Origin of the sequence: Streptomyces sp. NPDC001027 (assembly GCF_040299045.1) — a bacterium.
Classification (GTDB): Bacteria; Actinomycetota; Actinomycetes; order Streptomycetales; family Streptomycetaceae; genus Streptomyces.
Window position 1 is genome coordinate 44,944 of sequence record NZ_JBEPBI010000020.1, and the last position, 24,903, is coordinate 69,846.

Annotated in this window: 17 protein-coding genes, 2 rRNA genes and 2 pseudogenes; 9 read left to right on the forward strand and 12 right to left on the reverse strand. The window is 71.4% G+C overall.

Translation table 11 applies throughout. The features are described 5' to 3' along the window. Positions 1-261: 261 nt before the first annotated feature. Both ABT300_RS09260 and ABT300_RS09265 read right to left on the reverse strand, forming a co-directional pair. Positions 262-927 (reverse strand): HAD family hydrolase, encoded by a 666-nt coding sequence (locus tag ABT300_RS09260; RefSeq protein ID WP_351673663.1) that lies wholly within the window; start codon positions 925-927, stop codon positions 262-264. 175 nt (positions 928-1,102) lie between these two features. Then, complete coding sequence (locus ABT300_RS09265; protein ID WP_351673664.1) at positions 1,103-1,663, reverse strand: DUF6912 family protein; 561 nt, start codon at positions 1,661-1,663, stop codon at positions 1,103-1,105. Positions 1,664-2,019: 356 nt separating this feature from the next. Between ABT300_RS09265 and ABT300_RS09270 the strand changes: the two genes are divergently transcribed. After that, complete coding sequence (locus ABT300_RS09270; protein WP_502977901.1) at positions 2,020-2,610, forward strand: Rv3235 family protein; 591 nt, start codon at positions 2,020-2,022, stop codon at positions 2,608-2,610. Positions 2,611-2,762: 152 nt separating this feature from the next. Here the strand turns inward: ABT300_RS09270 and secA are convergent, their stop codons facing one another. After that, a complete protein-coding gene (secA, locus tag ABT300_RS09275; RefSeq protein ID WP_351673666.1) occupies positions 2,763-5,603 on the reverse strand; it encodes a preprotein translocase subunit SecA in 2,841 nt (946 codons plus the stop codon). A 279-nt stretch (positions 5,604-5,882) separates the two neighbouring features. Between secA and ABT300_RS09280 the strand changes: the two genes are divergently transcribed. Both ABT300_RS09280 and ABT300_RS09285 read left to right on the forward strand, forming a co-directional pair. Continuing rightward, a complete protein-coding gene (locus ABT300_RS09280) occupies positions 5,883-6,464 on the forward strand; it encodes a GNAT family N-acetyltransferase (RefSeq protein WP_351673667.1) in 582 nt (193 codons plus the stop codon). A 219-nt stretch (positions 6,465-6,683) separates the two neighbouring features. Then, a complete protein-coding gene (locus ABT300_RS09285; protein WP_351673668.1) occupies positions 6,684-7,856 on the forward strand; it encodes a winged helix-turn-helix domain-containing protein in 1,173 nt (390 codons plus the stop codon). Between the two features lie 88 nt (positions 7,857-7,944). Here the strand turns inward: ABT300_RS09285 and ABT300_RS09290 are convergent, their stop codons facing one another. The 6 genes and pseudogenes from ABT300_RS09290 to mtrA all read right to left on the reverse strand — a co-directional run bounded on the left by ABT300_RS09290 (position 7,945) and on the right by mtrA (position 16,151). Beyond that, positions 7,945-8,700, reverse strand: coding sequence for a response regulator (locus tag ABT300_RS09290; protein ID WP_351673669.1), 756 nt, complete (start codon positions 8,698-8,700; stop codon positions 7,945-7,947). Between the two features lie 207 nt (positions 8,701-8,907). Next, the gene (gene hpf, locus ABT300_RS09295) at positions 8,908-9,600 is read right to left on the reverse strand and encodes a ribosome hibernation-promoting factor, HPF/YfiA family (protein ID WP_319280232.1); all 693 of its coding nucleotides are present in this window, start codon (positions 9,598-9,600) and stop codon (positions 8,908-8,910) included. Positions 9,601-10,450: 850 nt separating this feature from the next. Continuing rightward, positions 10,451-11,108, reverse strand: a pseudogene (locus ABT300_RS09300) (ComF family protein); the annotation flags it as partial. Between the two features lie 370 nt (positions 11,109-11,478). After that, the gene (locus ABT300_RS09305; RefSeq protein WP_351673670.1) at positions 11,479-13,308 is read right to left on the reverse strand and encodes an LpqB family beta-propeller domain-containing protein; all 1,830 of its coding nucleotides are present in this window, start codon (positions 13,306-13,308) and stop codon (positions 11,479-11,481) included. Next, positions 13,298-15,460, reverse strand: coding sequence for an MtrAB system histidine kinase MtrB (gene mtrB / locus ABT300_RS09310; protein ID WP_502977902.1), 2,163 nt, complete (start codon positions 15,458-15,460; stop codon positions 13,298-13,300). The genes ABT300_RS09305 and mtrB overlap by 11 nt, the downstream gene beginning before the upstream one ends. 1 nt (position 15,461) lies before the next feature. Beyond that, on the reverse strand, positions 15,462-16,151 hold the full coding sequence (mtrA, locus tag ABT300_RS09315) for a two-component system response regulator MtrA (RefSeq protein WP_187281934.1): 690 nt from the start codon (positions 16,149-16,151) through the stop codon (positions 15,462-15,464). 250 nt (positions 16,152-16,401) lie between these two features. Between mtrA and ABT300_RS09320 the strand changes: the two genes are divergently transcribed. Beyond that, positions 16,402-16,932 carry a hypothetical protein gene (locus ABT300_RS09320; protein ID WP_351673671.1) on the forward strand — a complete coding sequence of 177 codons (531 nt, stop codon included), beginning with the start codon at positions 16,402-16,404 and terminating at the stop codon, positions 16,930-16,932. A 293-nt stretch (positions 16,933-17,225) separates the two neighbouring features. Here ABT300_RS09320 and mtnA read toward each other — a convergent pair. After that, a pseudogene (mtnA, locus tag ABT300_RS09325) lies at positions 17,226-18,347 on the reverse strand (S-methyl-5-thioribose-1-phosphate isomerase); the annotation flags it as partial. Positions 18,348-18,487: 140 nt separating this feature from the next. Here mtnA and ABT300_RS09330 point away from each other — a divergent pair. The 5 genes from ABT300_RS09330 to ABT300_RS09350 are packed head-to-tail and all read left to right on the forward strand — an operon-like array spanning position 18,488 to position 24,185. After that, positions 18,488-19,858, forward strand: coding sequence for a DUF7847 domain-containing protein (locus tag ABT300_RS09330; RefSeq protein WP_351673672.1), 1,371 nt, complete (start codon positions 18,488-18,490; stop codon positions 19,856-19,858). Positions 19,859-19,862: 4 nt separating this feature from the next. Next, a complete protein-coding gene (locus ABT300_RS09335; RefSeq protein WP_502977903.1) occupies positions 19,863-20,693 on the forward strand; it encodes a DUF4129 domain-containing protein in 831 nt (276 codons plus the stop codon). Further along, the gene (locus ABT300_RS09340; RefSeq protein ID WP_351673673.1) at positions 20,690-21,886 is read left to right on the forward strand and encodes a DUF4350 domain-containing protein; all 1,197 of its coding nucleotides are present in this window, start codon (positions 20,690-20,692) and stop codon (positions 21,884-21,886) included. Before ABT300_RS09335 ends, ABT300_RS09340 begins: the two co-directional genes overlap by 4 nt. Further along, on the forward strand, positions 21,886-22,875 hold the full coding sequence (locus ABT300_RS09345; protein WP_351673679.1) for an AAA family ATPase: 990 nt from the start codon (positions 21,886-21,888) through the stop codon (positions 22,873-22,875). Before ABT300_RS09340 ends, ABT300_RS09345 begins: the two co-directional genes overlap by 1 nt. Then, the gene (locus tag ABT300_RS09350; RefSeq protein WP_351673674.1) at positions 22,875-24,185 is read left to right on the forward strand and encodes a DUF58 domain-containing protein; all 1,311 of its coding nucleotides are present in this window, start codon (positions 22,875-22,877) and stop codon (positions 24,183-24,185) included. The genes ABT300_RS09345 and ABT300_RS09350 overlap by 1 nt, the downstream gene beginning before the upstream one ends. Positions 24,186-24,295: 110 nt before the next feature. Here the strand turns inward: ABT300_RS09350 and rrf are convergent. After that, positions 24,296-24,412 (reverse strand): 5S ribosomal RNA (gene rrf, locus ABT300_RS09355). A 91-nt stretch (positions 24,413-24,503) separates the two neighbouring features. Then, positions 24,504-24,903: ribosomal RNA gene (locus tag ABT300_RS09360) — 23S ribosomal RNA — on the reverse strand; the annotation flags it as partial.

A 24,903-nucleotide genomic window follows, 5' to 3' on the forward strand; every position in this document is an offset into this window, starting at 1 on the left:
GGGCGCAGGGGACGCAGTCCCCACTGGGGAGGGACGCAGTCCCCGCCCGGGGCGCAGGGGCGAAGCCCCGCCCGGAGGTGCAACCCCGCCCCGGACGCAGCCCACCAGGGGTGCACCGCGACGCAGCCAGCCCCCGGGGCGCAGGGGCGGAGCCCCTGGACGGGACGGGTAGGGGCGGCGGGGGCGAGACACCCTGGGCCCCCACCCCCACCCCACCCCGCTCACCCGAGCCCCCGCAGGATCCGCCCCACCGCCGGAGGCCTACGCGGCGATACGCCCCGCCGTCTCCACCGCCTCCGCCAGCGTGTCCACCACCGGCGCCCCGACCCCCTCCAGGCTGGCCCGGCTGTGCGACCCACCGGTGTACAGCACCGCCTTCGCCCCCGCATGCAGCGCGGCCACCGCGTCGTCGGCCGCGTCCCCGATCACCACCGTGCGCGCCGGCTCCACACCGGCGAGCGCCGCCAGATGCCGCACCATGTGCTCGGCCTTGCTGCCCCCGGATGGGCCGATCCGCCCGTCGACCCGGACGAAGTGCGGCTCGATCCCGAACCCCCGGACCAGCGGCACGAGTTCGTCGTGCACGTACATGCTCAGCAGCGACTGACTGTGCCCCGCCGACCGCCACCCCGCGAGCAGCTCCGCCGCGCCCTCGGTGAGCCCGCACCGCACCCGGTGCTCGGCGTAGTACCGGTGGAAGACCCCGTCCATCAGCTCCCACTCGGCGTCGGTGGGCAGTCTGCCCATCAGCCGCTCGTAGAACTTCGGCACCGGCACGCAGTACAGCGCCCGGTACTGCTCCAGCGTGATCGGCTCCAGCCCCAACTCGACGAACGCCGCGTTCGTCGCCCCGATGATCGCGTCGTTGTCGTGGAACAGCGTGCCGTTCCAGTCCCAGACGATGTGCGCCGCTTGCTGCTTCCCCATGTCTGCAAAAGTACCCGCCGCCACCGACAGCCAAGTGAGCCCCGGCCCCGGAGGTACGGGCGCACCGAGGTGTGGTTCGGAGGGGCCGGGCAGGCCGAGGCCGCCTGGCACGCCCGCAGGCGCCTATGGGCCGAGGTACGTCCGGCGGGCCTCGGCGCTCGGGGTGGCGCCGCGCTCAGGCTCCGGAGCCCAGGAGGCTCGCGATCTCCTGCGGGGCGAACCAGAGCAGCTCGTGGTCCTCGGCCGCGTCCACGACGGCCTGCGCGTCGTCGTCCCCGCCGTCCGCCGCGGCGAGCGCCCGCACGGCCGCGGTCACGTCCGCCTCGGCCTCCGGCGCGTCGAGGTGCACCGCGGCCGCCTTGGCCAGCCGCACGACGCCGCTCACCCGCACCTCGCCCGGCCCGCCAGGCGTCTCCGACGCGCCCGACGCGCCCGACGCATCCGACGCGTCAAGGTCGGACCCGCGCCCCGGGCCGACGACGACCGTCCGGTCCGGCACGTCGACGGCGACCACGACCCGCCGCCGCGGCGCGCCCGGGTCCACGTCCATGAGCCGCAGTGAGGCGAGCGCCGCCCTGCCGAGCGCCGCGTACTCCAGCTCCTCGGTGTCGTCGGAGAGGTACCACTCGCGCAACGCGGGCGTGACGGCGTACGCGACGAGCGGCCCGGCTCCCAGCTCACCCGTCTTGTGCGCCTCGGCGAGGCCGGGGAGGGTCAGGGGGACGTAGACGCGCATGGCTGGCCGCTCTTCTCGTGGTCGCCGGCTCGGATCGCCGACTCGGGCTCGGTGCCCCGGGCGGCACGGTTCCGCACCTTCCGGAGGGCCTTCAGGATACGTGCGGGCGTCCCCTTTCGAGTCCCCGCCCACACCCCTCCAGGCGTCAACCCCGCACCCCGGATTCACCCGGCCAAGGCCCATGACACCGGGCCCCGGACGTCCTGCCGCACCCCTGATAGGTGAACCTTCCAGCCCCTGCCACCCACCCCGCCGCTTCCTTGCCCCCGCGGGCCACGACCCCGTACAAGATCCACAGCAGCAAGTTACCGCTCGGTAGAAGCACAGCTCCAAGAGCCCAGCGAACGGGGACCCCCATGGACAAGGTCATGACGAGGACACCGCACCACCCCGGCGCCCGCCCCAGCGGCTCCCGCCCTCCCGGCGCCCGCCCTCCGGGCCGCCGCGACACCCGCCGCCCCGCCGGCGCCCCGCCCCGCACTCCCGACGGCGGCGCCCCGCGCACCGCCCCGCCCCGCACCCCGGCCGGCCACCGCCCGCCCGTCCCGCCCACCGACGACTCCCCCGCGGCCCCTTCCCAGGCCCCGCGCCGCCCTCTCGCCCAGCCCCGCCCCACCGACCTCTTCGCGGACCGCCTCCTCGCCGTCCTGACCGGCCGCCGCCCCGTCCACTACATGCTCCGGCACACCCTCGGCCGGGCCTACGACGACCTCGCCCACCTCGCCGAAAGCGGCCCCCTGCGCACCGCTCACGGCGCCCGTGCCGTCGTCCGCGACATCGGCTACTACGTCCCACGCCCCGGCGCCATCGAGGCCTTCGCCCGCATCGGCGCCGGCGACCGCCTGCGCGCGATGGCCTTCCGCCTGGAACTCGGCACGGACCGCCGCTGGCGCTGCACCGCCGTGGAACTCGGCGGCCCCCGCACGCCCCTCACCCACGACGGCTGAAACGACCCCGCCCCCGACCCCGGCCCTGGTCCCGCCCCGACAGACACACGGCCCTGGGCGCACGGAAGGGCCGGGCCACCCAAAGGTGACCCGGCCCTCAAACCGCTGCACAACCGCCGCACAGCCGCCGCAGCGACCGCGCACCGCGCTGCTTACTTCTTGCGGCGCCGCCCGGCCTTCGCCTGCTTGCGGCGCTCCGCGCGCGTGAGACCGTCAGCCGCGGAACGGACCGGCTCGTCGTCGTCGCTGTCGAAGTCACCCTCGATCGTGCCGCCCTCGCCGTCCACCGTGGGCGCCGAGAAGTGCAGCTGACGACGCTGCGGAGCGTCCAGCCCCTTCGCGCGGATCTCCGGACGCGAACCCGCCTGCGCCGGCACCACGTCCTGCTTGTCCTTGTCGGCCGCGTCCTCCACCGGGACCTCCTCGACCTGCTGCTCGACCTGGACCTCCAGGTTGAACAGGTAGCCGACGGACTCCTCCTTGATGCCGTCCATCATCGCGGAGAACATGTCGAAGCCCTCACGCTGGTACTCCACCAGCGGGTCCTTCTGCGCCATCGCGCGCAGACCGATGCCCTCCTGGAGGTAGTCCATCTCATAGAGGTGCTCACGCCACTTGCGGTCCAGGACCGACAGCACGACCCGGCGCTCCAGCTCACGCATGATCTCCGAGCCGAGCTGCGACTCACGCGACTCGTACTGCTCGCGGATGTCGTCCTTGATGGACTCGGAGATGAACTCGGCCGTCAGACCGGCCCGGTCGCCGGCCGCCTCCTCCAGCTCCTCCACCGTCACCTTCACCGGGTAGAGCTGCTTGAAGGCGCCCCACAGCCGGTCCAGGTCCCAGTCCTCCGGGAAGCCCTCGGCGGTCTCCGCGCCGACGTACGCGTCGATCGTGTCGTCCATGAAGTGCTGGATCTGCTCCTGCAGGTCCTCACCCTCCAGCACACGACGCCGCTCGCCGTAGATGACCTCACGCTGACGGTTGAGCACCTCGTCGTACTTCAGGACGTTCTTACGCGTCTCGAAGTTCTGCTGCTCCACCTGCGACTGCGCGGACGCGATCGCACGCGTGACCATCTTGTTCTCGATCGGCACGTCGTCCGGCACGTTCGCCATCGACATCACGCGCTCGACCATCTGCGCCTTGAACAGCCGCATCAGGTCGTCGCCCAGCGACAGGTAGAACCGGGACTCGCCCGGGTCGCCCTGACGGCCGGAACGACCGCGCAGCTGGTTGTCGATACGACGCGACTCGTGCCGCTCGGTGCCGAGCACATAGAGGCCGCCCAGCTCCTTGACCTCGTCGAACTCGGCCTTGACGGCCTGCTCGGCCTTCTCCAGAGCGGCCGGCAGCGCGGCCGCCCACTCCTCGATGTGCTCCTCCGGGTCGAGGCCGCGCTGACGCAGCTCCGCCTCGGCGAGGTCGTCGGGGTTGCCGCCGAGCTTGATGTCCGTGCCACGGCCGGCCATGTTCGTCGCCACCGTGACCGCGCCCCGACGGCCGGCCTGGGCGACGATCGACGCCTCACGCTCGTGGTGCTTGGCGTTCAGCACCTCGTGCTGGATGCCCCGCTTGGACAACTGCTGCGACAGGTACTCGGACTTCTCGACCGACGTCGTGCCGACGAGGATCGGCTGACCCTTCTCGTGCTTCTCCGCGATGTCGTCGACGACCGCCTCGAACTTCGCGACCTCGGTGCGGTAGATCAGGTCCGACTGGTCCTTGCGGACCATCGGCCGGTTCGTCGGGATCGGCACCACGCCGAGCTTGTAGATCTGGTGGAACTCGGCGGCCTCGGTCATCGCCGTACCGGTCATGCCGCACAGACCGGGCTGTTCCTTGCCGTCGTGGTTGTGGCGCTTGTAGAGACGGAAGAAGTTCTGAAGGGTGATCGTGGCGAGCGTCTGGTTCTCGTCCTTGATGTCCACCCCTTCCTTCGCCTCGATCGCCTGGTGCATGCCCTCGTTGTAACGGCGACCGGCGAGGATACGACCGGTGTGCTCGTCGACGATCATGACTTCGCCGTCCATGACGACGTAGTCCTTGTCCTTCTTGAAGAGCTCCTTCGCCTTGATGGCGTTGTTCAGGTAGCCCACCAGAGGCGTGTTCACCGACTCGTAGAGGTTGTCGATGCCCAGCCAGTCCTCGACCTTGCTGACACCGCTCTCGTGGATGGCGACCGTGCGCTTCTTCTCGTCGACCTCGTAGTCGCCGGTCTCCTCGATGCCCTTGAGCGGGTTGCCCGCCTCGCCCCTCTTCAGGCGGGTCACCAGCTTCGCGAAGTCGCCGTACCACTTGGTGGCCTGGTCGGCCGGACCGGAGATGATCAGCGGCGTGCGCGCCTCGTCGACCAGGATGGAGTCGACCTCGTCCACGATGGCGAAGTTGTGGCCGCGCTGGACCAGCTCGTCCTGCGCCCACGCCATGTTGTCGCGCAGGTAGTCGAAGCCGAACTCGTTGTTCGTGCCGTAGGTGATGTCGCACGCGTACTGCTCGCGCCGCTGGGCCGGCGTCATGTTGGCCAGGATGCAGCCGACCTCGAGACCCAGGAACTTGTGGACGCGGCCCATCATCTCGGAGTCGCGCTCGGCCAGGTAGTCGTTCACCGTGATCAGGTGGACGCCCTTGCCGGACAGCGCGTTCAGATACGCGGGCAGCGTGCCGACGAGGGTCTTGCCCTCACCGGTCTTCATCTCCGCCACATAGCCGAGGTGCAGGGCCGCGCCGCCCATGATCTGCACGTCGTAGTGACGCTGACCCAGAACGCGCTTGGCGGCCTCGCGCACGGTGGCGAACGCCTCGGGCAGCAGGTCGTCCAGGCTCTCACCGTCGGCGTACCGCTGCTTGTACTCCTCGGTGAGGGCCCGCAGCTCGGCGTCGGAGAGGTCGACGAAGTCCTCTTCGATGGAGTTGACCTGGTCCGCGATGCGGTGCAGCTTGCGCAGGATCTTGCCTTCGCCTGCACGCATGATCTTCGAGAGGACGGACACGGGGGTTGGTCTCCTTGCCGGTCGGGCCTAGGACGGACGGTTTCCATTTGACTCACTGAGCAACGGCCATCGTATGCGAGGACCCCACCACGCCGGGAGGCCTGCCGTGACGACGACTGCAACCGCTGCGCGGCTTCACCCAAATCTTCTTCAAAGAGGACAACGGCCGGGCGCCGCCGATGGTGCCGCGTCCGCCAAACGAAGTGCGCGAATTGTGATCACCCGCTCACACGAGGCAATCCGATGGCGGCCGCCGCGCCCTCCCCGCAGAATCGGCCGATGGAGCAACCGCCCGTCACCCTCACCAGCGCCCGCCTCGTCCTGCGCCCCCTCGGACCCGAGGACACCGAAGCCGTCTACACGGCGGCCCAGGACCCCGACATCCAGCGCTGGACGACCATCCCGTCCCCCTACCTCCCCGAACACGCGCGAAGCTTCGTCGAGCTGATCGCACCGGAGGGCTGGACCACCGGCGCGATGTTCACCTTCGGCGTCTTCCTCCCAGGCGGAGCCCTCACCGGCGTCCTCAGCCTCACCATGCGCTCCCCGGGCACCGCAGAGATCGGCTTCTGGGCCGTCAAGGAACACCGAGGCCGCGGCTACACCACCGAGGCCGCCCGCACCGCGACCCGCTGGGCCTTCACCGCCCTCGGCGTCGACCGCGTCGAATGGCGGGCGGAAGTCGGCAACGCCCCCTCCCTCGCCGTGGCGGAGCACGCCGGCTTCACCCCGGAGGGCGCCCTGCGCTCAGCCATCGACAACAAGGGCGTACGACGGGACTGCTGGATCGCCTCCCTGCTCCCCTCGGACCTGGGACTCCCGTCCACCGCCCCGTACATACCCGCCCCGTCGGACGACTGACGCCCGCCCATCCCGTCGGGCCGACGAACGCCCACACCCCGCACCGACCGCCGAACCCCGATCCGCCCGCCGCACCCGAAAACAGCACAACACGACCGCCACGCCACCGCCGCACCCGAACCAGCACCGCGCGACCGCCACGCCACCGCCGCACGACCGCCGCCCCGCAAAACCCCAGCTCACCGGCCTCTGTCAGACCCACCGCCTATCGTGCGCACCATGACGACCCCGCGCCCCGCCGCCGAGCTCTCCGCAGACGAAGCCCGCCGCATCGCCCTGCGCGCACAGGGCTTCCTCGGCACGCCCGACCGCAAGGCCGGCGTCCGTGGCGTGCTCCGCCACCTCGGCGCGGTCCAGCTCGACACCATCTCGGTCCTGGCCCGCTCCCACGAGCTGATCCCCTACGCCCGCCTGGGCGCCGTGGGCCGCAAGACGGTGGAACACGCCTACTGGCACGACACCCACGCCTTCGAGTACTGGTCCCACGCCGCCTGCATCCTCCCCATCGAGGAATGGCCGCACTTCGCCTTCCGCCGCCGCGCCTACCGCAACAGGCCGCACTGGAACCACGACCTCCCCGAAGGCACCTACGACCAGGTCCTCAAGCAGCTCCGCGCCGAGGGCCCCCTCACCGCCACGGACCTGGGCGGAGCGAAGAAGACCAGCGAGTGGTGGGACTGGTCCGGCACCAAGGTCGCCGTGGAACGCGCACTGATGTACGGCGAGGTGGTCTGCGTCGAGCGCCGCGGCTGGAAGCGCGTGTACGACCTCGCCGAACGCGCCGTACCCGCCGCCCTGCTGCACGACGAGCTCGACGACGCCGAATGCCTGCGCCGCCTCGTCCTCCTGGCCGGCCAGTCCCTCGGCGTCGGCACGCGCGCGGACATCGCCGACTACCACCGCCTCAAGGGCGAACAGGTCGACGCGGTGATCGCCGACTCCGGTCTGGTCCCGGTCACGGTCGAGGGCTGGGGCAAGCCCGCATGGGCCGATCCGGCCGCGGTGGAGACGGCTCCGCGCGGCCGCCACCGCACCACGCTCCTGTCCCCCTTCGACTCCCTGATCTGGGAGCGGGCACGCACCGAGCGGATCTTCGGCTTCACCCACCGCCTGGAGGCCTACGTCCCCAAGCCGAAGCGGATCCACGGCTACTTCGCGATGCCGGTCCTGTCCGGCGGCCGGCTCGTCGGCCGCGTGGATCCGGCCCGCGAGGGCCGCACCCTCGTCGCCAAGCAGGTCACCCTGGACGGCCGGAAAGCGGTCCCGGCGGTCGCTCAGGCCCTGCTCGAAGCCGCGACCTGGGTGGACTGCACGGACGTGCGCGTCGAGCGCGTGGACTCCCCGGAGCTACGCGAACCGCTCGCCGCGGAACTCGCCCGCGCACTCGCCTGACCCCACCGCATCACGACGGCCGAGGGGCCGCGTCCGACGAATCGCATCGATTCGGCCGGCCAGGCGGGCGGGCGGGCGGGGGCAGTCGTCAGCGGATCTCGAGGATCTTCTCCCGCATCGCGTACACCACCGCCTCCATCCTGGAGTGCAGCTGCAGCTTCTCCAGGATGTTGCGCACATGGTTCTTCACGGTGTTCTCGGAGATGAACAACTCCTTGGCGATGTCACGGTTGTTCATGCCCGTGGCGACCAGCTTGAGCACCTCCAGCTCCCGGTCCGTCAGCCGCGGCGCGGGGACGAGCCGGCGCTCGTCGGTCCGCTGGATCATCGACTTGAACTCGGTGAGCAGCTTCGACGCCATCGAGGGGCTGATCTGCGACTGCCCGTCGGCGACCGCGCGGATCGCGGTGGCGACCTCGTCCGTGGAGATCTCCTTGAGGAGGTAACCGGTCGCGCCCGCCTTGATCGCCTCGTAGAGGTCGGCCTCCTCGTCGCTGATCGTCAACATGATGATCTTCGCGCTGGGAGCGACCTCCTTGATGGAGGTGCACGCCTCGATGCCGCCGCGCTTGGGCATTCGCACGTCCATCAGCACGATGTCGGGCAGCAGGTCGGCCGCCTTGTCCACGGCCTCGGCGCCGTCACCCGCCTCACCGACGACCTGGATGTCCTCCTCGGCCGCGAGCACGATCTCCAGGCCGCGGCGGAACAGGGCGTGGTCGTCCACGACAAGGACTCTGATCGGCTCCTTGCCTGAAGTGCCGTCATCACCCGCGTCCGGGCCCATGCCGACGACACCCTCGTGGGCGCCCTCGTCACGCATCGGTCCGAAGCTGTCCGCCATCGTTCCTCCCCCTGAAGGCTGCGGCCGTGGTCCTGAGCCATCGCCAACCCAAGGCAACGACCCATCGGTTGGGCCGCCCTGCCATGATTCCATGCCCGGACGACAACGCGGTGACAGAGCGACTCGACCAAGGGGTCGCACACGGGTGCCCCCGGGGGCGCACACGCGCTCTCCAGGGGCACACCGCTCAACCGTCACCCGGGGGCGTCAGCCGCCCAGCGCGCCACCCGCCTCGGGTGAGTGCGCCTGGGCCACCATCGGGTCGGTGTCGAGGTAGATCACGCCGTAGTCGTAGGCGTGCCGTCGGTAGACGACGCTGGGCTGCTTCGTCTCGGAGTCGACGAACAGATAGAAGTCGTGTCCGACCAGTTCCATCTCGTAGAGGGCCTGGTCGAGCGTCATCGGAGCTGCGACGTGCGTCTTCTCACGGACCACGAGGGGGCCGTCGCCCTGCACCTCGATCGATCCGATGCGCTTCGTCGGCACGCTCTCCGACTCCTCGGAGGGGACGGGACGGCCGTTGCCGTTGAGCGTCGCCACACCCGGAACATGGTCGGGAACCTCAGCCGCGGACAGCCTGCGGGCCCCACGGCGCGTGTATCGCTTGTCGTGCTGCTTGCGCAGCTGGGCGTCCAGCTTCTCCGCCGCCAGGTCGAGTGCCGCGTAAGCGTCGCTGGCGGCCGCCTCCGCCCGGATCACCGGGCCGCGCGAGCGAAGCGTGATCTCCACTCGGTCGCACCGGTCGGCTTGTCGGGGGTTGGGCTCCTTGGACACCTCGACGTCGAGGCTGATCACCTTGCCGTCGAGCTTCTGGATCTTCTCCAGGTTCAGCTTCTCGGCCACGTGCTTGCGGAACCGCTCGGGCACCTCGGTCTTGCGGCCCTTGACGACGATGTCCACGCAGAACTCCGTTCCCGGATCACTCCGCTTCTCCCGCGGAGCGTCTCCCTTTTGCACCAGGCTCCGGCGAGCACCGGAACCTCCGACTTGGCGACTTCCACCTCCTCCTCCCCCATCGACGAGATCTACACCCCAGGTGCTGCGGGCGATGACCAAAACCGCAGCACGGCATTCGGATTTGAGAGGGTGTGGCCTGCGGCTTTCCCTCACAACCGAACATATCTCGCCCGGACGGATGTCGTCACCCTCTACTGCGGCGTACCTCCGTTCAGGTGAATTGACTCTCTCATTACCTGCAACGACGCAAGATCTGAGTCAGTTCCGGTTTATTTCTAAAGAGTCGGCGAAGCCGCGACCACGGCCGCGCAGAGGACAACGCCGGCGCCCCCGGCATGCCACGGAGCGGCGCCGGACGGACCCATGGGTCTCGCGGCCCCCGCGCCTCCAGCGGCCCCCGAGGGCCCCCGGACGCCCGCCGCACCGGCCGGTCGCACCGACGCCCCGCACGTCCCGTCCGTCCCGTCGATGGCTTCCTCCCTCGCTCCGGACGACTCTTCCCTTCTGCCTTCCCTCGCGAACCCCGCATACACGGCCCCCGCGCCTCCACCACACACCTCCCTCGCCATCTCCTCCCCGTCCCCTCCACCCTCCACCCGATACCCCGGCTCCGCCCGTCGTCCCAGCCCCGGCCCCGACCCCGCCCCCTGCCTCGGCCTCACGTTCGCCCGTCGTCCAGGGCCCAGCCCCGACGGCACATCCACCCCGGTAGCCGCCCTGACCCCCGGCTGCCCCGCTCCCGCAGCCGTGTCCGGCCGACCCGTCGCCCCCGGCGAGCGCTCGGTCCCGGTCTGCCCCGCCCGTGCGACCGCCCGAACCGCCTCCCGGACGGCCCGGGCAGCCTCCGCCAGCGAAGCACCGGTCGTCACCAGATCGTCGACGAGGACCACCGGACCGCCGCACAACAACCGCGCCCCGCCGGGCGCCACCGCCAGCGCACCCACCAGGTTGTCCCACCGCCGCCGGGCGTCGAGCCCCGACTGGTCGGCCACGGCCCGCCGCTGCCGCAGCACCGCCGCCACCCGCGCCGGAACCCCGGCCCGCCGCAACTCACCGGCCGCCGCCAGCGCGATCCGCCGCGCCGGATCATGACCACGGGCCCGGACGGCGGCAGGGGCGGAGGGGACGGGGACCAGCAGAACGTCTCCTGGGGGCGGGGCCCCCTCCCCCTCCCCCCACCCCACCCCCGCCTCCCTCATCCCCGCCCGTACCGCCCCCGCCAGCGCCGCTCCGAGCGGTCGTGCGAGTGGCAGCGCGCCGCGTTCCTTGTGGGCGAGCAGCACCGCACGGACCTCGTCGGCGTACCGGGCGGCCGCGTGCACGGAGGGCAGCCCGGGGGGCTGCGGCGCAGGGCGCACCCGGAACGGCGCGGTGTCGCACAGTGCGGCACAGCATCGCGGGCAGATCACTGTGCGTGCCCTTCCGCAGCCTCCGCACTCGGCGGGCAGCATCAGGCCGGCCAGTTCCTGCCACCACCCGCGAACGCCTTCCACGTGGATCACTGTGCCGACTCGGGAAGAGATTCACCACCCCTGTGGAAAACCCCTGTGGAAAACCGTCCGACAGTCCTGTGGACAACTCCGTGGACAACTCCGCGGAAGGCGACGGCCGGCGCAATTGGCCAACGCAAACGAAAAACAGCGGCCGAAAACGGCGCCCTCTCGCCTTCGCCTCGGAGCAGCGCACAGTGACGGCGTCCAACGGATGCGACCGCCGAAACCCGGGGAACGCGAAGGCGAGGAGCCGATCGGTGAACTCGAAGCGCAACTCCACGCCCGGGCGAAGGGCAAGCCGAGACAGGCGTGGAGAGCCGAAAAAGATCTATCCCGGGTAGAGCGCCATCGAGGCGGTTTCCTTCAGCGTCCGCCATCCGCTTCCGCCGGGCAGCCACAGCAGCCCGTTCTTGGAGGTGGCGAAGAGCGGGGCGTCGCTGTCCTCGGAGGCGGCGATGCTGGTGACCTCGGTGAGTCCGGGCAGTGTGCCCGCCTCGGGGATCGAGCCGTCGCTCTGCACGTACTGCACCTGCTCGACGCCGCCGGCTTCCCGTCCGACGACCACGAGCCGGCTGTCCCCGGCCCAGGACACCGCCCGGACCTGTTCCAACTCGGGTGTCGCGGAACGCAGTTCCTGGACCGAGAGGGACGGCGGTTCGGTGCCGCCGGTGCGCTCGATGCGCCCGATGAGCAGCGACTGCTTGCCGCCCTTGTCCACGACGAGGGCGATGCGCACCCCGTCGGCCGCCACGCGCACGGCGTCGACACGGCCGTCGAGCCCCGGGGTGAGGACCTTCAGCGGCTCCCCTCCGCCCTTCTGCAGCAGGAGCAGCCGCGGGTCGGCGGGGTTGCGGTCGGCCACCCAGAGGTTGCCCTCGGCGTCCCAGCTGGGGGTGGTGAGCCGGTCGGACTCCGTCTTGCCGGTGCTCTGCAGGACGGGGTTGCCGACGGCGCTGCCGGAGAGGGTGGAGGTGACGTAGAGCGCCTTGCCGTCCAGGGCCACTCCTGCCGCGCTGCGTTCGTCGCGGGCCACCGCCACGGAGCGCAGGGCGGTGGCGCCGGCGCCGAGGGCTCCGGGGACGGGGTCGGCCTTGGTGTCGCCGCTGCCGGCCGCCATCCGGACGAGACGGTGCTGGCCGTCGATGAAGTACAGGTAGCCGGGGTCGCTCCGGGAGCCGCGTGCGGCGACGGTCTTGGCCTGGTCCTCGGACAGGGAGCACAGTTGGCTGCCGCCCGCGCGCAGGGCGATCCCGCCGACGGTGGGGGTCAGGCTCTGGAGGGAGAACAGCAGCTGGGCCGCCATCTCGTCGCACTTGGCCTGTCCGATGTGGGCGGCCTTGTCGTTCAGCGGGACGGTGAGTTTGTTCTGGTCGTCCGGGGTCAGCGAGGTGACGCCCTTGGCGAGTGCGGTTCCGGTGGGGAATCCGGATCTGACGACGGGGCGCAGCCAGCTGGTGGGGCCGCTGAGCACCGAGCGCACCATCTGGGTCATGGGGTCGACCCGTCCGCGGACGTAGACGGGGTCGGCGACGGCCACGGGCTGCCCGGATCCCTCGACGGCGGTGTCGGAGGCGAAGTAGTACTTGTTGACGGACACGTAGTTGCGCTGGAAGTCCGACTTGCCCATGACGACGCCGTCGGGGAGGGCGTCGATGCGCCACTGCCCGTTCTTGTTGTCACGGACGAGGTGGATGGTCTGGCCGTAGTCGCCCGAGGCGGGCGTGTACGCCTGCTGGGCGTCCACGACGGCGACCCTGGAGCCGGAGAGGATGTACGAGCGGTCGTCGCCCTCCCGGTTCCCGGCGGGTCCGGTCATGGTCGCCGGACCGTCCGCGAGGACGGTCGTGGACCGTTCGGGCTGCCATTTCTGGGCGGCTTTCCCGGTCAGGTACTGGCGTGCCGTGGAGTAGCTGGGGTCGTCGCTGGTGAGCGCTTCCAGGAAGCCCTGGAGGATCTCCAGGGGCTGTGCGTCGTCGCGGGGCGGCATGGCGAACACCCGGACCTGGGTGTCCTGTCCCGGGGTGGACTCGACTCCGCGCAGGTCGCCGCTGTCGGGCATCGAGGCGCACCCGGCCAGCAGGACGACTCCGCAGACGGCGTACGCCGTCGCGCGCCCCGGCGTGCGCCGGGTTCCCCCTTCGCGCTTCTCAGCGCCCACGAGATGCCTCCCCTTGCTTGTCCGCGCTCTCGGCCGCGGAGTCCGGCCGGTCCGCAGCAGTCCCGCTCTGTCCGTGCCCGTGCCCGTGCCGCTGCTCGTGCCGGTCGCGCCCGTCGGCGCCTGTCGCCCCGCCCGCCGACGTCGTCCCGTCACCGGACGAGTCGTCGTGTCGTGTTCCGCCACCCGTGTGCGTCCCCGGCGCAGCGCCCGTACGGGGCACCACGCGCGCGCCGTTGCCGGGCAGTGCCGTGGGGTCGACGGTGGGGGCGGAGGTGCGGGGGGCGAGCGGTGTACGGGCGGCCGACTGCTGCTCGCCCGCGGGCTGCACCGGCACGGTGGCGCTCTTCTCACCGCCGCGGCGCGGCTGGCCGGCGTCGTCGAGTTCGCCGCGGTTGCGGCGGGAGTCCTTGGGCTCGAGCGGTATCGGCGAGCCTCGCAGTGGTTCGTCGGCGGTCCTGGGCAGCGTCAGCCGGAACTGGGACCCGCCGCCGGGCTCTCCCCAGGCCTGCAGCCAGCCGCCGTGCAGTCGCGCGTCCTCCAGGGCGATGGACAGCCCGAGGCCGGTGCCGCCGGTGGTACGCGCGCGTGCCGGGTCGGCGCGCCAGAACCGGCTGAAGACGCGGGTGGCCTCGCCGGGCTTGAGTCCGACGCCGTAGTCGCGCACGGCGATCGCGACGGCTCCGCCCGCGGATGCCAGTTTGACGACGACGTCCTTGCCCTCGCCGTGTTCGACGGCGTTGACGACCAGGTTGCGCAGCACGCGTTCCACGCGCCGGGCGTCGGCCTCGGCGACGACGGGCTGCTGGTCGCCGATGACGCGGACGGTCGTCCCCTTGCGTTCGGCGAGCGGCGCGGCCCCGCTGACGACGCGCCGCACGACCTCCCTGAGGTCGATCGGCTCAGCCTCGAGGGCGGCGGCGCCGGCGTCGAAGCGGCTGATCTCGAGCAGGTCGGCGAGGAGCGTCTCGAAGCGGTCGAGCTGGTCGGCGAGGAGTTCCGCGGACCGCGCGGTGACGGGGTCGAAGTCGACCCGGGCGTCGTGGATGACGTCTGCGGCCATGCGCACGGTGGTCAGCGGTGTCCGCAGCTCGTGCGAGACGTCGGACACGAACCGCCGCTGCATCCGCGACAGGTCCTCCAGCTGCTGGATCTTCAGTTGGAGGTTCTGGGCCATCTTGTTGAAGGCCTCGCCGAGCCGTGCGATGTCGTCCTCGCCGGTGACCTTCATCCGTTCCTGGAGCCGCCCGGCGGACAGCCGCTCGGCGATCCCGGCGGCCATCCGCACGGGGGTGACGACCTGCCGTACGACGAGCCAGGCGATGGCTCCGAGGAGGACGACGACGAAGAGTCCGGCGGTCGCCAGCGTGCCCTTGACCAGGCTGAGCGACTTCTCCTCCTGGGTGAGCGGGAAGAGGTAGTACAGCTCGTACGGGTCGCCGTTGGGGTCGTTGACCTGCTTGCCGATGACGAGGGCGGGCTGGGATTCCTTGTCGTTGAGGTAGTCGATGCGGGAGTAGCTCTGGAAGGCGCCGGCGCCGGTGTTGACCCGCGCGCGGAGGTTCTCGGGAACGCTCTTGTTGGGGTCGACGTATCCGGAGGCGCGCGGTCCGTATCCGCCGCCGTTGTCGAAGCCGGGGGGCAGGGTCACCACGTCGAAGGCGCCCTGGCCGCCGCTGGACAGCGACAGCACGAGCTCGCTCATCCATTCGATGACGTTCTGCGAGGTGCGGCCGTCCGCCGGGGTCCCTCCGTCGGCGGGCGTGCCCGCGGCCTCGTCGGCCTTCTGCTTGGCCACGGCGAACCCGCCCGTGGCCTGGCTCTGCGATGCCTTGACCTTGGCGTCCAGCAGGCCGTTGCGCACCTGCCCGATCACGACGAAGCCCAGCAGCAGGACGACCCCGAGCGACATCAGCAGGGTGGTGGCGACCACCTTCAGCTGGATGTTGCGCCGCCACAGCCGCATGACCGGCAGCAGCGGCCGGCGTATCCAGCGCATCAGCAGCCTGAGGACGGGGCTGCCCTTCACCCCGCCCTGCAGCAGCCCGCCTTCGAGGAGGCGCGCGAAGCGTGAACCCGCTGTCCCACGGCCGACAGGCCGCTCCGGACGGGCCCCGGACCGGCCGGGGGCCGAAGCGGCACTGTCCTGCGACATGTCAGCTGGGTCCTGCCTTGTATCCGACGCCACGGACGGTCACCACGATCTCCGGCCGCTCCGGGTCCTTCTCGACCTTCGAGCGCAGCCTCTGCACATGTACGTTGACCAGGCGGGTGTCGGCGGCGTGCCGGTAGCCCCACACCTGCTCGAGGAGGACCTCGCGGGTGAACACCTGCCAGGGCTTGCGCGCCAGGGCGACCAGCAGGTCGAACTCCAGCGGGGTCAGCGCGATCGACTGGCCCTCCCGCTTGACGGAGTGGCCGGCCACGTCGATGACGAGGTCGCCTATGGCGAGCTGTTCGGGCGCCGGCTCCTCCGACCTCCGCAGCCGGGCGCGGATGCGGGCGACCAGCTCCTTCGGCTTGAACGGCTTCACGATGTAGTCGTCGGCGCCGGACTCCAGTCCGACGACCACATCGACGGTGTCGCTCTTCGCCGTGAGCATCACGATCGGCACGCCGGACTCCGCCCTGATCAGGCGGCACACCTCGATGCCGTCCCGGCCGGGCAGCATCAGGTCCAGCAGCACCAGATCGGGTTTCGCCTCACGGAACGCAGCCAGCGCCTTGTCGCCGTCGGCCACGAAAGACGGCTCGAAACCTTCACCACGCAGCACAATGCCGAGCATCTCGGCCAGTGCGGTGTCGTCGTCGACGACAAGGACTCGTCCCTTCATAAACGACATCATCCCATTCTCATAACGGTGAAGGAGGCGCAGGTGAGAAGGCTCACCGGCCAGTGACGATAGTCGTACGGGGCGGTCACTGTCTGCCCCGGTCCGCAGACGTCGATGTCAGCACAGATGTCGGCCCGCCTCCCACCAGACGATCTCGGCAGCACCAGCATGCAGTGCCCCGACCCTCGCCGCTTGCCTGGACCCCGAGGAGCCGTGCCCAGGCGTGGGACGCGCGTCGGAGCTCTGGCGGCAAGATGACTGCATGGCGGACGACGAGAACACCGGCTCCAGCCTGCCGCGCGGCGCGACGGGCTTTCGTCCGCCGAAGGACGGCCCCCTCCCCGAGACCGACCTACGGGCCTTCAGGGGCGCTCTGCATGCGGCCGCTCGCGCTGCCGGAGGGACGGTGGGCGAGGTCGAGGAACAGGCATACCCGTCCACGTTCCACACCGCGTCGGTCGTCGAAGGCGCAGGCGCAGGCGCAGGCGCAGGCGCAGGCGCAGGCGCAGGCGCAGGCGCAGGCGCAGGCGAGCGCATCGTCCTGTGCCACGCCCACCACCCCTGGATCGCGTTCGCCCGGATGCGCAGGAACTGGTACGGCGAGGAGTTCGCCCCGCCGCCGACCTGGGCCGACGTCTTCGCGCACGCCGGGTTCGTGGTGCTCGACCGAGAGCAGCTCACCACGCCTCTTGCCGACGTGGACACCTCCGGCCTGTCCCAGGCCGAGTGGCGCGCGATCCGCCTCTACGGCATCACCACCTGGGGCGGGGCGGTCTTCAACGCATGGGACTGACGAGACAGGGAGCGCCGGTTTCCCGCTCACGAACCGGCCCCGACGCCCGACACTGACGGCCCGCACCGGCGCCCCGCCCACCCGGCGGATCACCCGGGCGAGGCCAGACCGCTCCGATCGGGACCCCCGGGCCAGAACAACCCGAGTCAGAGCCGCCCGCGCCAGGACCGCCCGAGTCGGAACCACCCGAGTCAGGACTGCCCGAGTCCCCCGCCTCCGACCTGAGCCTCGGCCTCATTCCCGGCCACGGCCGTCGCCTCGACCTCGGCCTCTGTCCCGGCGGCGCCCCTGCCCGCCTTGGCGCACAGCTCCGCGAGCGCTTCGGCCGTCACGGGTGAGATCACTCCCTCCTCCGTGACGATCGCCGTCACCAGCTCGGGCGGCGTCACGTCGAACGCCGGGTTGTACGCCTGCGTCCCCAGCGGCGCCACCGGCATCCCCGCGCCCGCCCCCGTCACCGGCGCCTGCGGCGCCGCGGTCTCCGTCACCTCGTACCCCGGACGCTGCTCCACCTCTATCGACGCCCCGTCCGGCGTCGTGAGATCGACCGTCGTCACCGGCGCCACCACGATGAACGGCACATGGTGGTAGCGGGCCAGGACCGCGAGCGGATAGCTCCCCACCTTGTTCGCCACCGACCCGTCCCCCGCGATGCGGTCCGCCCCGATCAGCACCGCGTCCACCTCGCCCGCCGCGAACAGCGAACCCGCGGCGTTGTCCGTCAGCAGGGTGTACGCCATGCCGCTGCGCGCCGCCTCGTACGCGGTGAGACGGGCGCCCTGCAGCAGCGGACGTGTCTCGTCCACCCACAGGCGGCGCAGCCGACCCACCCGGTGCGCCGCGAGCGCCACCGCGAACGCCGTCCCCTCGCCGCCCGACACCAGCGCCCCGGTGTTGCAGTGGGTGAGGACCCGGTGCCCGCCGCCGGGCAGGAGTTCGTCGAGCAGCGCCAGTCCGTGCGCGGCCATCCGGGCGCTGGCCTCGGCGTCCTCCCGGTGCAGCTGCCGTGCGGCCGCCAGCGCGGCCCGTGCTGCCTCGCCCTGGTCGCCGCCCCCGGCGAGCTCCGCCCGGTACGCGCCACGAGCCCGGCGCACGCCCAGGGACAGGTTCACCGCGGTGGGGCGGGCCGACGCGAGCGCGTTCGCGGCCTCGTCCACGTCGAAGCCGCGGGCGGCGGCGAGCGCGACGCCGTACGCCCCGGCGATCCCCAGCAAGGGCGCCCCGCGCACGGCGAGCGTCCGGATCGCCTCCACCAGCGCGGACGCGTCCGTGCACACCGTTTCGACCTCTTCAGCGGGAAGTCTCGTCTGGTCGAGAAGGACCAGCACGGGGCCTTCCGGCAGCTCCTCCCAACGGATCGCAGGTATCTCGGCCGGCCGCTTGTCCTCGCCGGATTGCGCGTACTGATCAGCCATGAACTCAGTCTGCCCCCTATCCGACGGACCATTGAAGGTGTCCGGCCCGTACCGCGGCCGGTCACCCGGTGAGCACCCCATGGCACGATGGCTCCCAACCTGCCGCCGCGCCCGCGGTCGGGCACCGTGAAGGAGCGACGATGAAAGACACTCCGGGCTGGGCCTCGCCCGGATCCGCCCCGTCCGACGGACAGGAGCCCGGCGCGTCCCATCCCGCCGAGCCCGCGGCCCGGCCCGCCGACGATCAGTCCGCGGAGCACCCGGACGCGAGCGAGAACCCGCAGAGCCCCGGCACGAAGTGGTCCAAGGAACAGCCGCCTGCGGGCCAGTGGTCCGCGCCGGCAGGCCCCCAGAACCCGGCCCAGCCCCCGCCGCCCCCTCCTCCGCCCCCGCCCGTTCACCACTGGGGCCCCTACCCGCCCGCCGGCCCGGGCGGGCACCCCGGAGGCCCGGGCGGCTACGGCGGCCCCGGAGGCTACGGCGGTTACGGCCCTCCCGGCGGCTGGGGCGGCCCGCCGCCCGCCGCCAAGCCCGGCGTGATCCCGCTGCGCCCGCTCGGCGTGGGCGAGATCCTCGACGGCGCCGTCGCCACCATGCGCGCCCACTGGCGCACGGTCCTGGGCATCTCCCTGACCGTCGCGATCGTCATCGAGGTGTTCATCGTCCTGCTGCAGGGCCTGATCCTCAACGACGCCACGGACACCGCGGCCCTCGGCGACCCGAGCGCCACCGCCGACGAACAGCTCAACGCCATGGGCGACGCCATGCGCGCCTCCGGCCCGGTCCTCCTCATCAGCCTCATCGGCACCGTGGTCGCGACCGCCCTGCTCACCACCGTGACCAGCCGCGCGGTGCTCGGGAAGTCCGTCACCCTCAAAGAGGCATGGCGCGAGGCCCGCCCGCAGCTGCCCCGGCTGTTCGGCCTGATCTTCCTGCTGATGCTGATCGCCGCCGGCATCGTCCTCGTCTGCCTGCTGCCGGGCATCCTCGCGAGCGCAGCCGGAAACACCGACGGGGGCGCCGCGCTGAAAGCCTTCGGCATCCTCGGCTCGATCGTCCTCGTGCTCTGGCTGCTCATCCGCTTCTGCCTGGCCTCCCCCGCGCTGATGCTGGAGAAGCAGGGCATCAAGAAGGCCCTCAGCCGCTCCGCGAAGCTCACCCGCGGCTCCTGGTGGCGCGTCTTCGGCATCCAGCTGCTCGCCCTGCTCATCGCGAACATCATCGCGATGATCGTCGTCGTGCCGTTCGCGCTCCTCGGGGCCTCCCTGAGCGACGGCGGCATCGGCGGCATGGTCGAAGCGAGCAACGACTACGGGTGGACGTACCTGATCGTCAGCGGCGTCGGCTCGGTCATCGGCTCGATGATCACCTTCCCGATCGCGGCCGGCGTCATCGTGCTCCTCTACATCGACCAGCGCATCCGCCGCGAAGCCCTCGACCTCGACCTGGCCCGCGCCGCAGGCCTCCAGGACTACGGTTCCCCCGCCCCTGGCGCCACTCCGGGGGGCTGATGCGGTGAGAGCGACGGGGGGAGTTCTCACAGCGCCACCGCACACGGACGGCCTGCCCCTGCGGGCACTGTCCGGCCTCACCGACGCAGCCCCGGCAACGCTGTGCCGCGCCGCCGACAAGGCGGTGCGGGCCCTGCTGCGGACAGGCGACGGCACGGCGCTGTCCCTGGCCCGCTCGGGCGACGAACCGCCGCTGACCGTCCCGCGCGACCCCGCGCGGGAAGCGGCCCGCCGCGAGCTGTCCAAGGACCTGTACCACCAGAACGACCCCGGCCTGATCCAGCGCGCCCTGGACACCCTCTGGGACTGGATCGGCGACCTGTTCGACACCGCCTCGACCGCCACTCCCGGCGGCACCCTCGGCCTGCTGGTCGTCATCCTCGCCGTCGTCGCCGTCGTCGCCGCCCTGTGGTGGCGGCTGGGCGCACCGCGCCGCCGCCCCACCTCCACCCCCGCACTCTTCGACGACCGCCCCCGCAGCGCCGCCGAACACCGTGCGGCAGCCGAAGCGCACGCCGCCCAGGGCCACTGGAACCAGGCCGTCCAGGAACGCATGCGCGCCGTCGTCCGCGCCCTGGAGGAACGCGCCCTTCTCGACGCCCGCCCCGGCCGCACCGCCGACGAGGCCGCCGCCGAAGCCGGCCGCAGCCTGCCCGTCCACACCGACCGGCTGCGCGCCGCCGCCGGCGACTTCGACGACGTGACGTACGGCGGCCGCCGGGCGACCCAGCAGTCGTACGCCCGGATGGCGGCACTCGACCTCGACCTGGAGCGCACAAAACCCGAGCTGACGGCCCACAACCCCCACACCGCCCGCCGGAGGGCCGCCGAATGACGCCCGAGGCCAAGCCCCCCACCACCTCGGCCCCACCCACCGCCCTGCGGCTGTGGACCCGCGCCCGAGGACCCGCCCTCGCCTTCGCACTGCTCCTGGCAGCAGCGATCACCCTCGCCGTACTGCGGTCCGACACCCGTCACGGCGCCCTCGACCCACGCTCCCCCGACCCCTACGGCAGCCGCGCGATCGCCGAACTCCTCGCCGACCGCGGCGTGACCACCCGCGTCGTCACCGACCTGGCCGACGCCCGCACCGCGGCGGACCCCGACACCACCCTCCTGGTCGCCTCCCCCGACCTCCTGACCGAACATCAGCAAAAAGAGCTGTACACCGCGACGCAGGCATCCGGCGGCCGCACCGTCCTCGTCGCGCCCAGCAGCTGGTCCGTGGGAACCCTCGCCCCCGGCGTGACCGCCGACCCGGCCAACAGCCGCGACAGCACGCTCTCCCCCGGCTGCACCCTGCCCGCAGCGCGCCGCGCCGGCCCCGCCGACACCGGCGGCATCCGCTACACCACCCGCCGCCCCGACGCCGACGAGTGCTACCCCAGCGAGCGCCTGGCCACCCTGCTGCGCCTGCCCGACACCACCGGCGACGGCGACACCCTCGTGCTCGGCGCACCCGACATCCTCTACAACAACCGCCTCGACCAGCAGGGCAACGCCTCGCTGGCCCTCCAACTCCTCGGCTCCCGCAGCCATCTCGTCTGGTACCTCCCCTCGCTCGCCGACACCACCGCCACCGACCCGGAGGACGAGAAGTCCTTCTTCGACCTGCTCCCCTCCGGCTGGCTCTGGGGCGCCCTGCAACTCTTCATCGCGGCAGCACTCGCCGCCCTGTGGCGGGCACGCCGACTCGGCCCCCTCGTCCCCGAGAAACTCCCCGTCGCGATCCGCGCCTCCGAGACCGTCGAAGGCCGCGCCCGCCTCTACCGCAAGGCCGACGCCCGTGACCGCGCGGCCACAGCTCTTCGCTCCACCACCCGCACCCGCCTCGCCCCTCTCCTGGGCGTCCCCGTAGCCCAGGCGCACGCGCCCGAAGCCTTCATCCCCGCCCTGACCGCCCACCTCCACGGCAACGGCCAGGCCCTGCACTCCCTCCTCTTCGGCCCGCCGCCCGGCGACGACGCGGCCCTCATCGCCCTCGCCGACCAACTCGACGCCCTCGAAAGAGAGGTACGCCGTCCATGATGGACCCGACCACTGACAACGCCGGGACCACCGGGGACCAGGGCCGCGCCCGCGCCTCCCTGGAAGCCCTGCGCGCCGAGATCTCCAAGGCCGTGGTCGGCCAGGACCCCGCCGTGACCGGCCTCGTCGTCGCTCTGCTCTGCCGCGGACACGTTCTCCTTGAAGGAGTCCCCGGAGTGGCCAAAACGTTGCTCGTCCGCGCCCTCGCCTCGGCACTCGAACTCGACACCAAACGCGTCCAGTTCACCCCCGACCTCATGCCGAGCGACATCACCGGCTCCCTCGTCTACGACGCCCGCACCGCCGAGTTCTCCTTCCAGCCCGGCCCCGTCTTCACCAACCTTCTCCTCGCCGACGAGATCAACCGCACGCCGCCCAAGACCCAGTCGTCCCTCCTCGAAGCGATGGAGGAACGACAGGTCACCGTTGACGGCGTCCCCCGGCACCTCCCCGACCCCTTCCTCGTCGCCGCGACCCAGAATCCCGTCGAGTACGAGGGCACCTACCCCCTCCCGGAAGCCCAGCTGGACCGCTTCCTCCTCAAACTGACGATCCCGCTGCCCTCCCGCCAGGACGAGATCGACGTCCTCACGCGCCACGCCGAAGGCTTCAACCCCCGCGACCTGCACGCCGCCGGCGTACGCCCCGTCGCCGGCCCCGCCGACCTCGAGGCAGCCCGCGCCGCCGTCGCCAAAACGGCGATCTCCGCGGAGATCACCGCCTATGTGGTCGACGTCTGCCGCGCCACCCGCGAGTCGCCCTCCCTGTCCCTCGGCGTCTCCCCGCGCGGCGCGACCGCCCTCCTGGCCACCTCGCGCGCGTGGGCCTGGCTCACCGGGCGCGACTACGTCATCCCCGACGACGTCAAAGCCCTTGCCCTGCCGACCCTCCGCCACCGCGTCCAACTCCGCCCGGAGGCCGAAATGGAAGGCGTCACCGCCGACTCCGTCATCAACTCGATCCTCGCCCACGTCCCCGTCCCCCGCTGATGGCGCTCACCGGACGCACCGCGCTCCTCGCGGCCCTCGGCTCCCTCCCCGTCGGCGTCTGGGGCCCCGGCTGGACGGGCATCCTGGCCGTCAACGCGCCCTTGGCCCTGGCCTGCGCCTGCGACTTCGCACTGGCCGCCCCCGTACGCAGACTCGGCCTGACCCGTTCCGGCGACACCACCGCACGCCTCGGCGACTCCGCGGACGTCTCCCTCACCGTCACCAACCCGTCCCGCCGCCCCCTGCGCGCCCACCTGCGCGACGCCTGGCCTCCCAGCAGCTGGCAGCCCGGCACGGAGACGGAAGCCTCGCGCCACCGTCTGACGGTCCCGCCCGGCGAACGCCGCCGCATCACGACCCGCCTGCGCCCCAGCCGACGAGGCGACCACCACGCCGACCGCGTCACCATCCGCTCCTACGGCCCCCTCGGCCTCTTCTCACGTCAGGGAGCCCACCAGGTCCCCTGGACCCTACGCGTCCTCCCTCCCTTCACCAGCCGCAAACACCTGCCGTCGAAGCTGGCCCGCCTGCGCGAGCTCGACGGCCGCACCAGCGTCCTGACCCGCGGTGAAGGCACCGAGTTCGACAGCCTGCGTGAATACGTTCCCGGCGACGACACCCGCTCCATCGACTGGCGGGCCACAGCCCGCCACTCCACCGTCGCGGTCCGCACCTGGCGCCCCGAACGCGACCGGCACATCCTCCTGGTCCTCGACACCGGCCGCACCTCCGCAGGCCGCGTCGACGACGCCCCTCGCCTCGACGCCTCCATGGACGCGGCGCTCCTCCTCGCCGCCCTGGCGTCCCGTGCCGGCGACCGGGTCGACCTTCTCGCCTACGACCGCAGGGTGCGCGCCCTCGTCCAGGGACGGACCGCACGCGACGTCCTCCCCTCCCTGGTCAACGCCATGGCGACCCTGGAACCGGAACTCGTCGAAACGAACGCCCGCGGCCTCACCGCCGCAACCCTGCGCACAGCCCCCCGCCGCTCCCTGATCGTCCTGATGACGACACTGGACACCGCCCCGGTCGAGGAAGGCCTCCTCCCCGTCCTGCCCCAACTCACCCAACGCCACACGATCCTCGTCGCGTCGGTAGCCGATCCGCACATCGCCCGCATGGCCGCCTCACGCGGTGACGCCGACGCGGTGTACGCGGCCGCAGCCGCCGCCCAGTCCCAGACCGAACGGCACAGGACGGCCGAGCAGCTGCGCCGGCACGGCGTCACCGTCGTCGACGCCACACCTGATGAACTCGCCCCTGCCCTCGCAGACGCCTACCTCGCGCTGAAAGCAGCAGGACGCCTCTGACGCGCAAAAAGGGCTCTCCCGTGGGAGAGCCCTTCAAAAAAGGAACATCGAAAACACCTGAACGCAGAAAACCCCCGTGCCGAATGGCACGGGGGTTTCCTACAATGATTGTTCGGCGGTGTCCTACTCTCCCACAGGGTCCCCCCTGCAGTACCATCGGCGCTGTGAGGCTTAGCTTCCGGGTTCGGAATGTAACCGGGCGTTTCCCTCACGCTATGACCACCGAAACACTATGAAACTGTTTCAGCCGCACCATGCCGTGACCATGGCATGGGGCCGTTCGTGGTTTCAGAACCAACACAGTGGACGCGAGCAACTGAGGACAAGCCCTCGGCCTATTAGTACCAGTCAGCTTCACCCATTACTGGGCTTCCACATCCGGCCTATCAACCCAGTCGTCTACTGGGAGCCTTACCCCATCAAGTGGGTGGGAATACTCATCTCGAAGCAGGCTTCCCGCTTAGATGCTTTCAGCGGTTATCCCTCCCGAACGTAGCCAACCAGCCATGCCCTTGGCAGAACAACTGGCACACCAGAGGTTCGTCCGTCCCGGTCCTCTCGTACTAGGGACAGCCCTTCTCAATATTCCTGCGCGCGCAGCGGATAGGGACCGAACTGTCTCACGACGTTCTAAACCCAGCTCGCGTACCGCTTTAATGGGCGAACAGCCCAACCCTTGGGACCGACTCCAGCCCCAGGATGCGACGAGCCGACATCG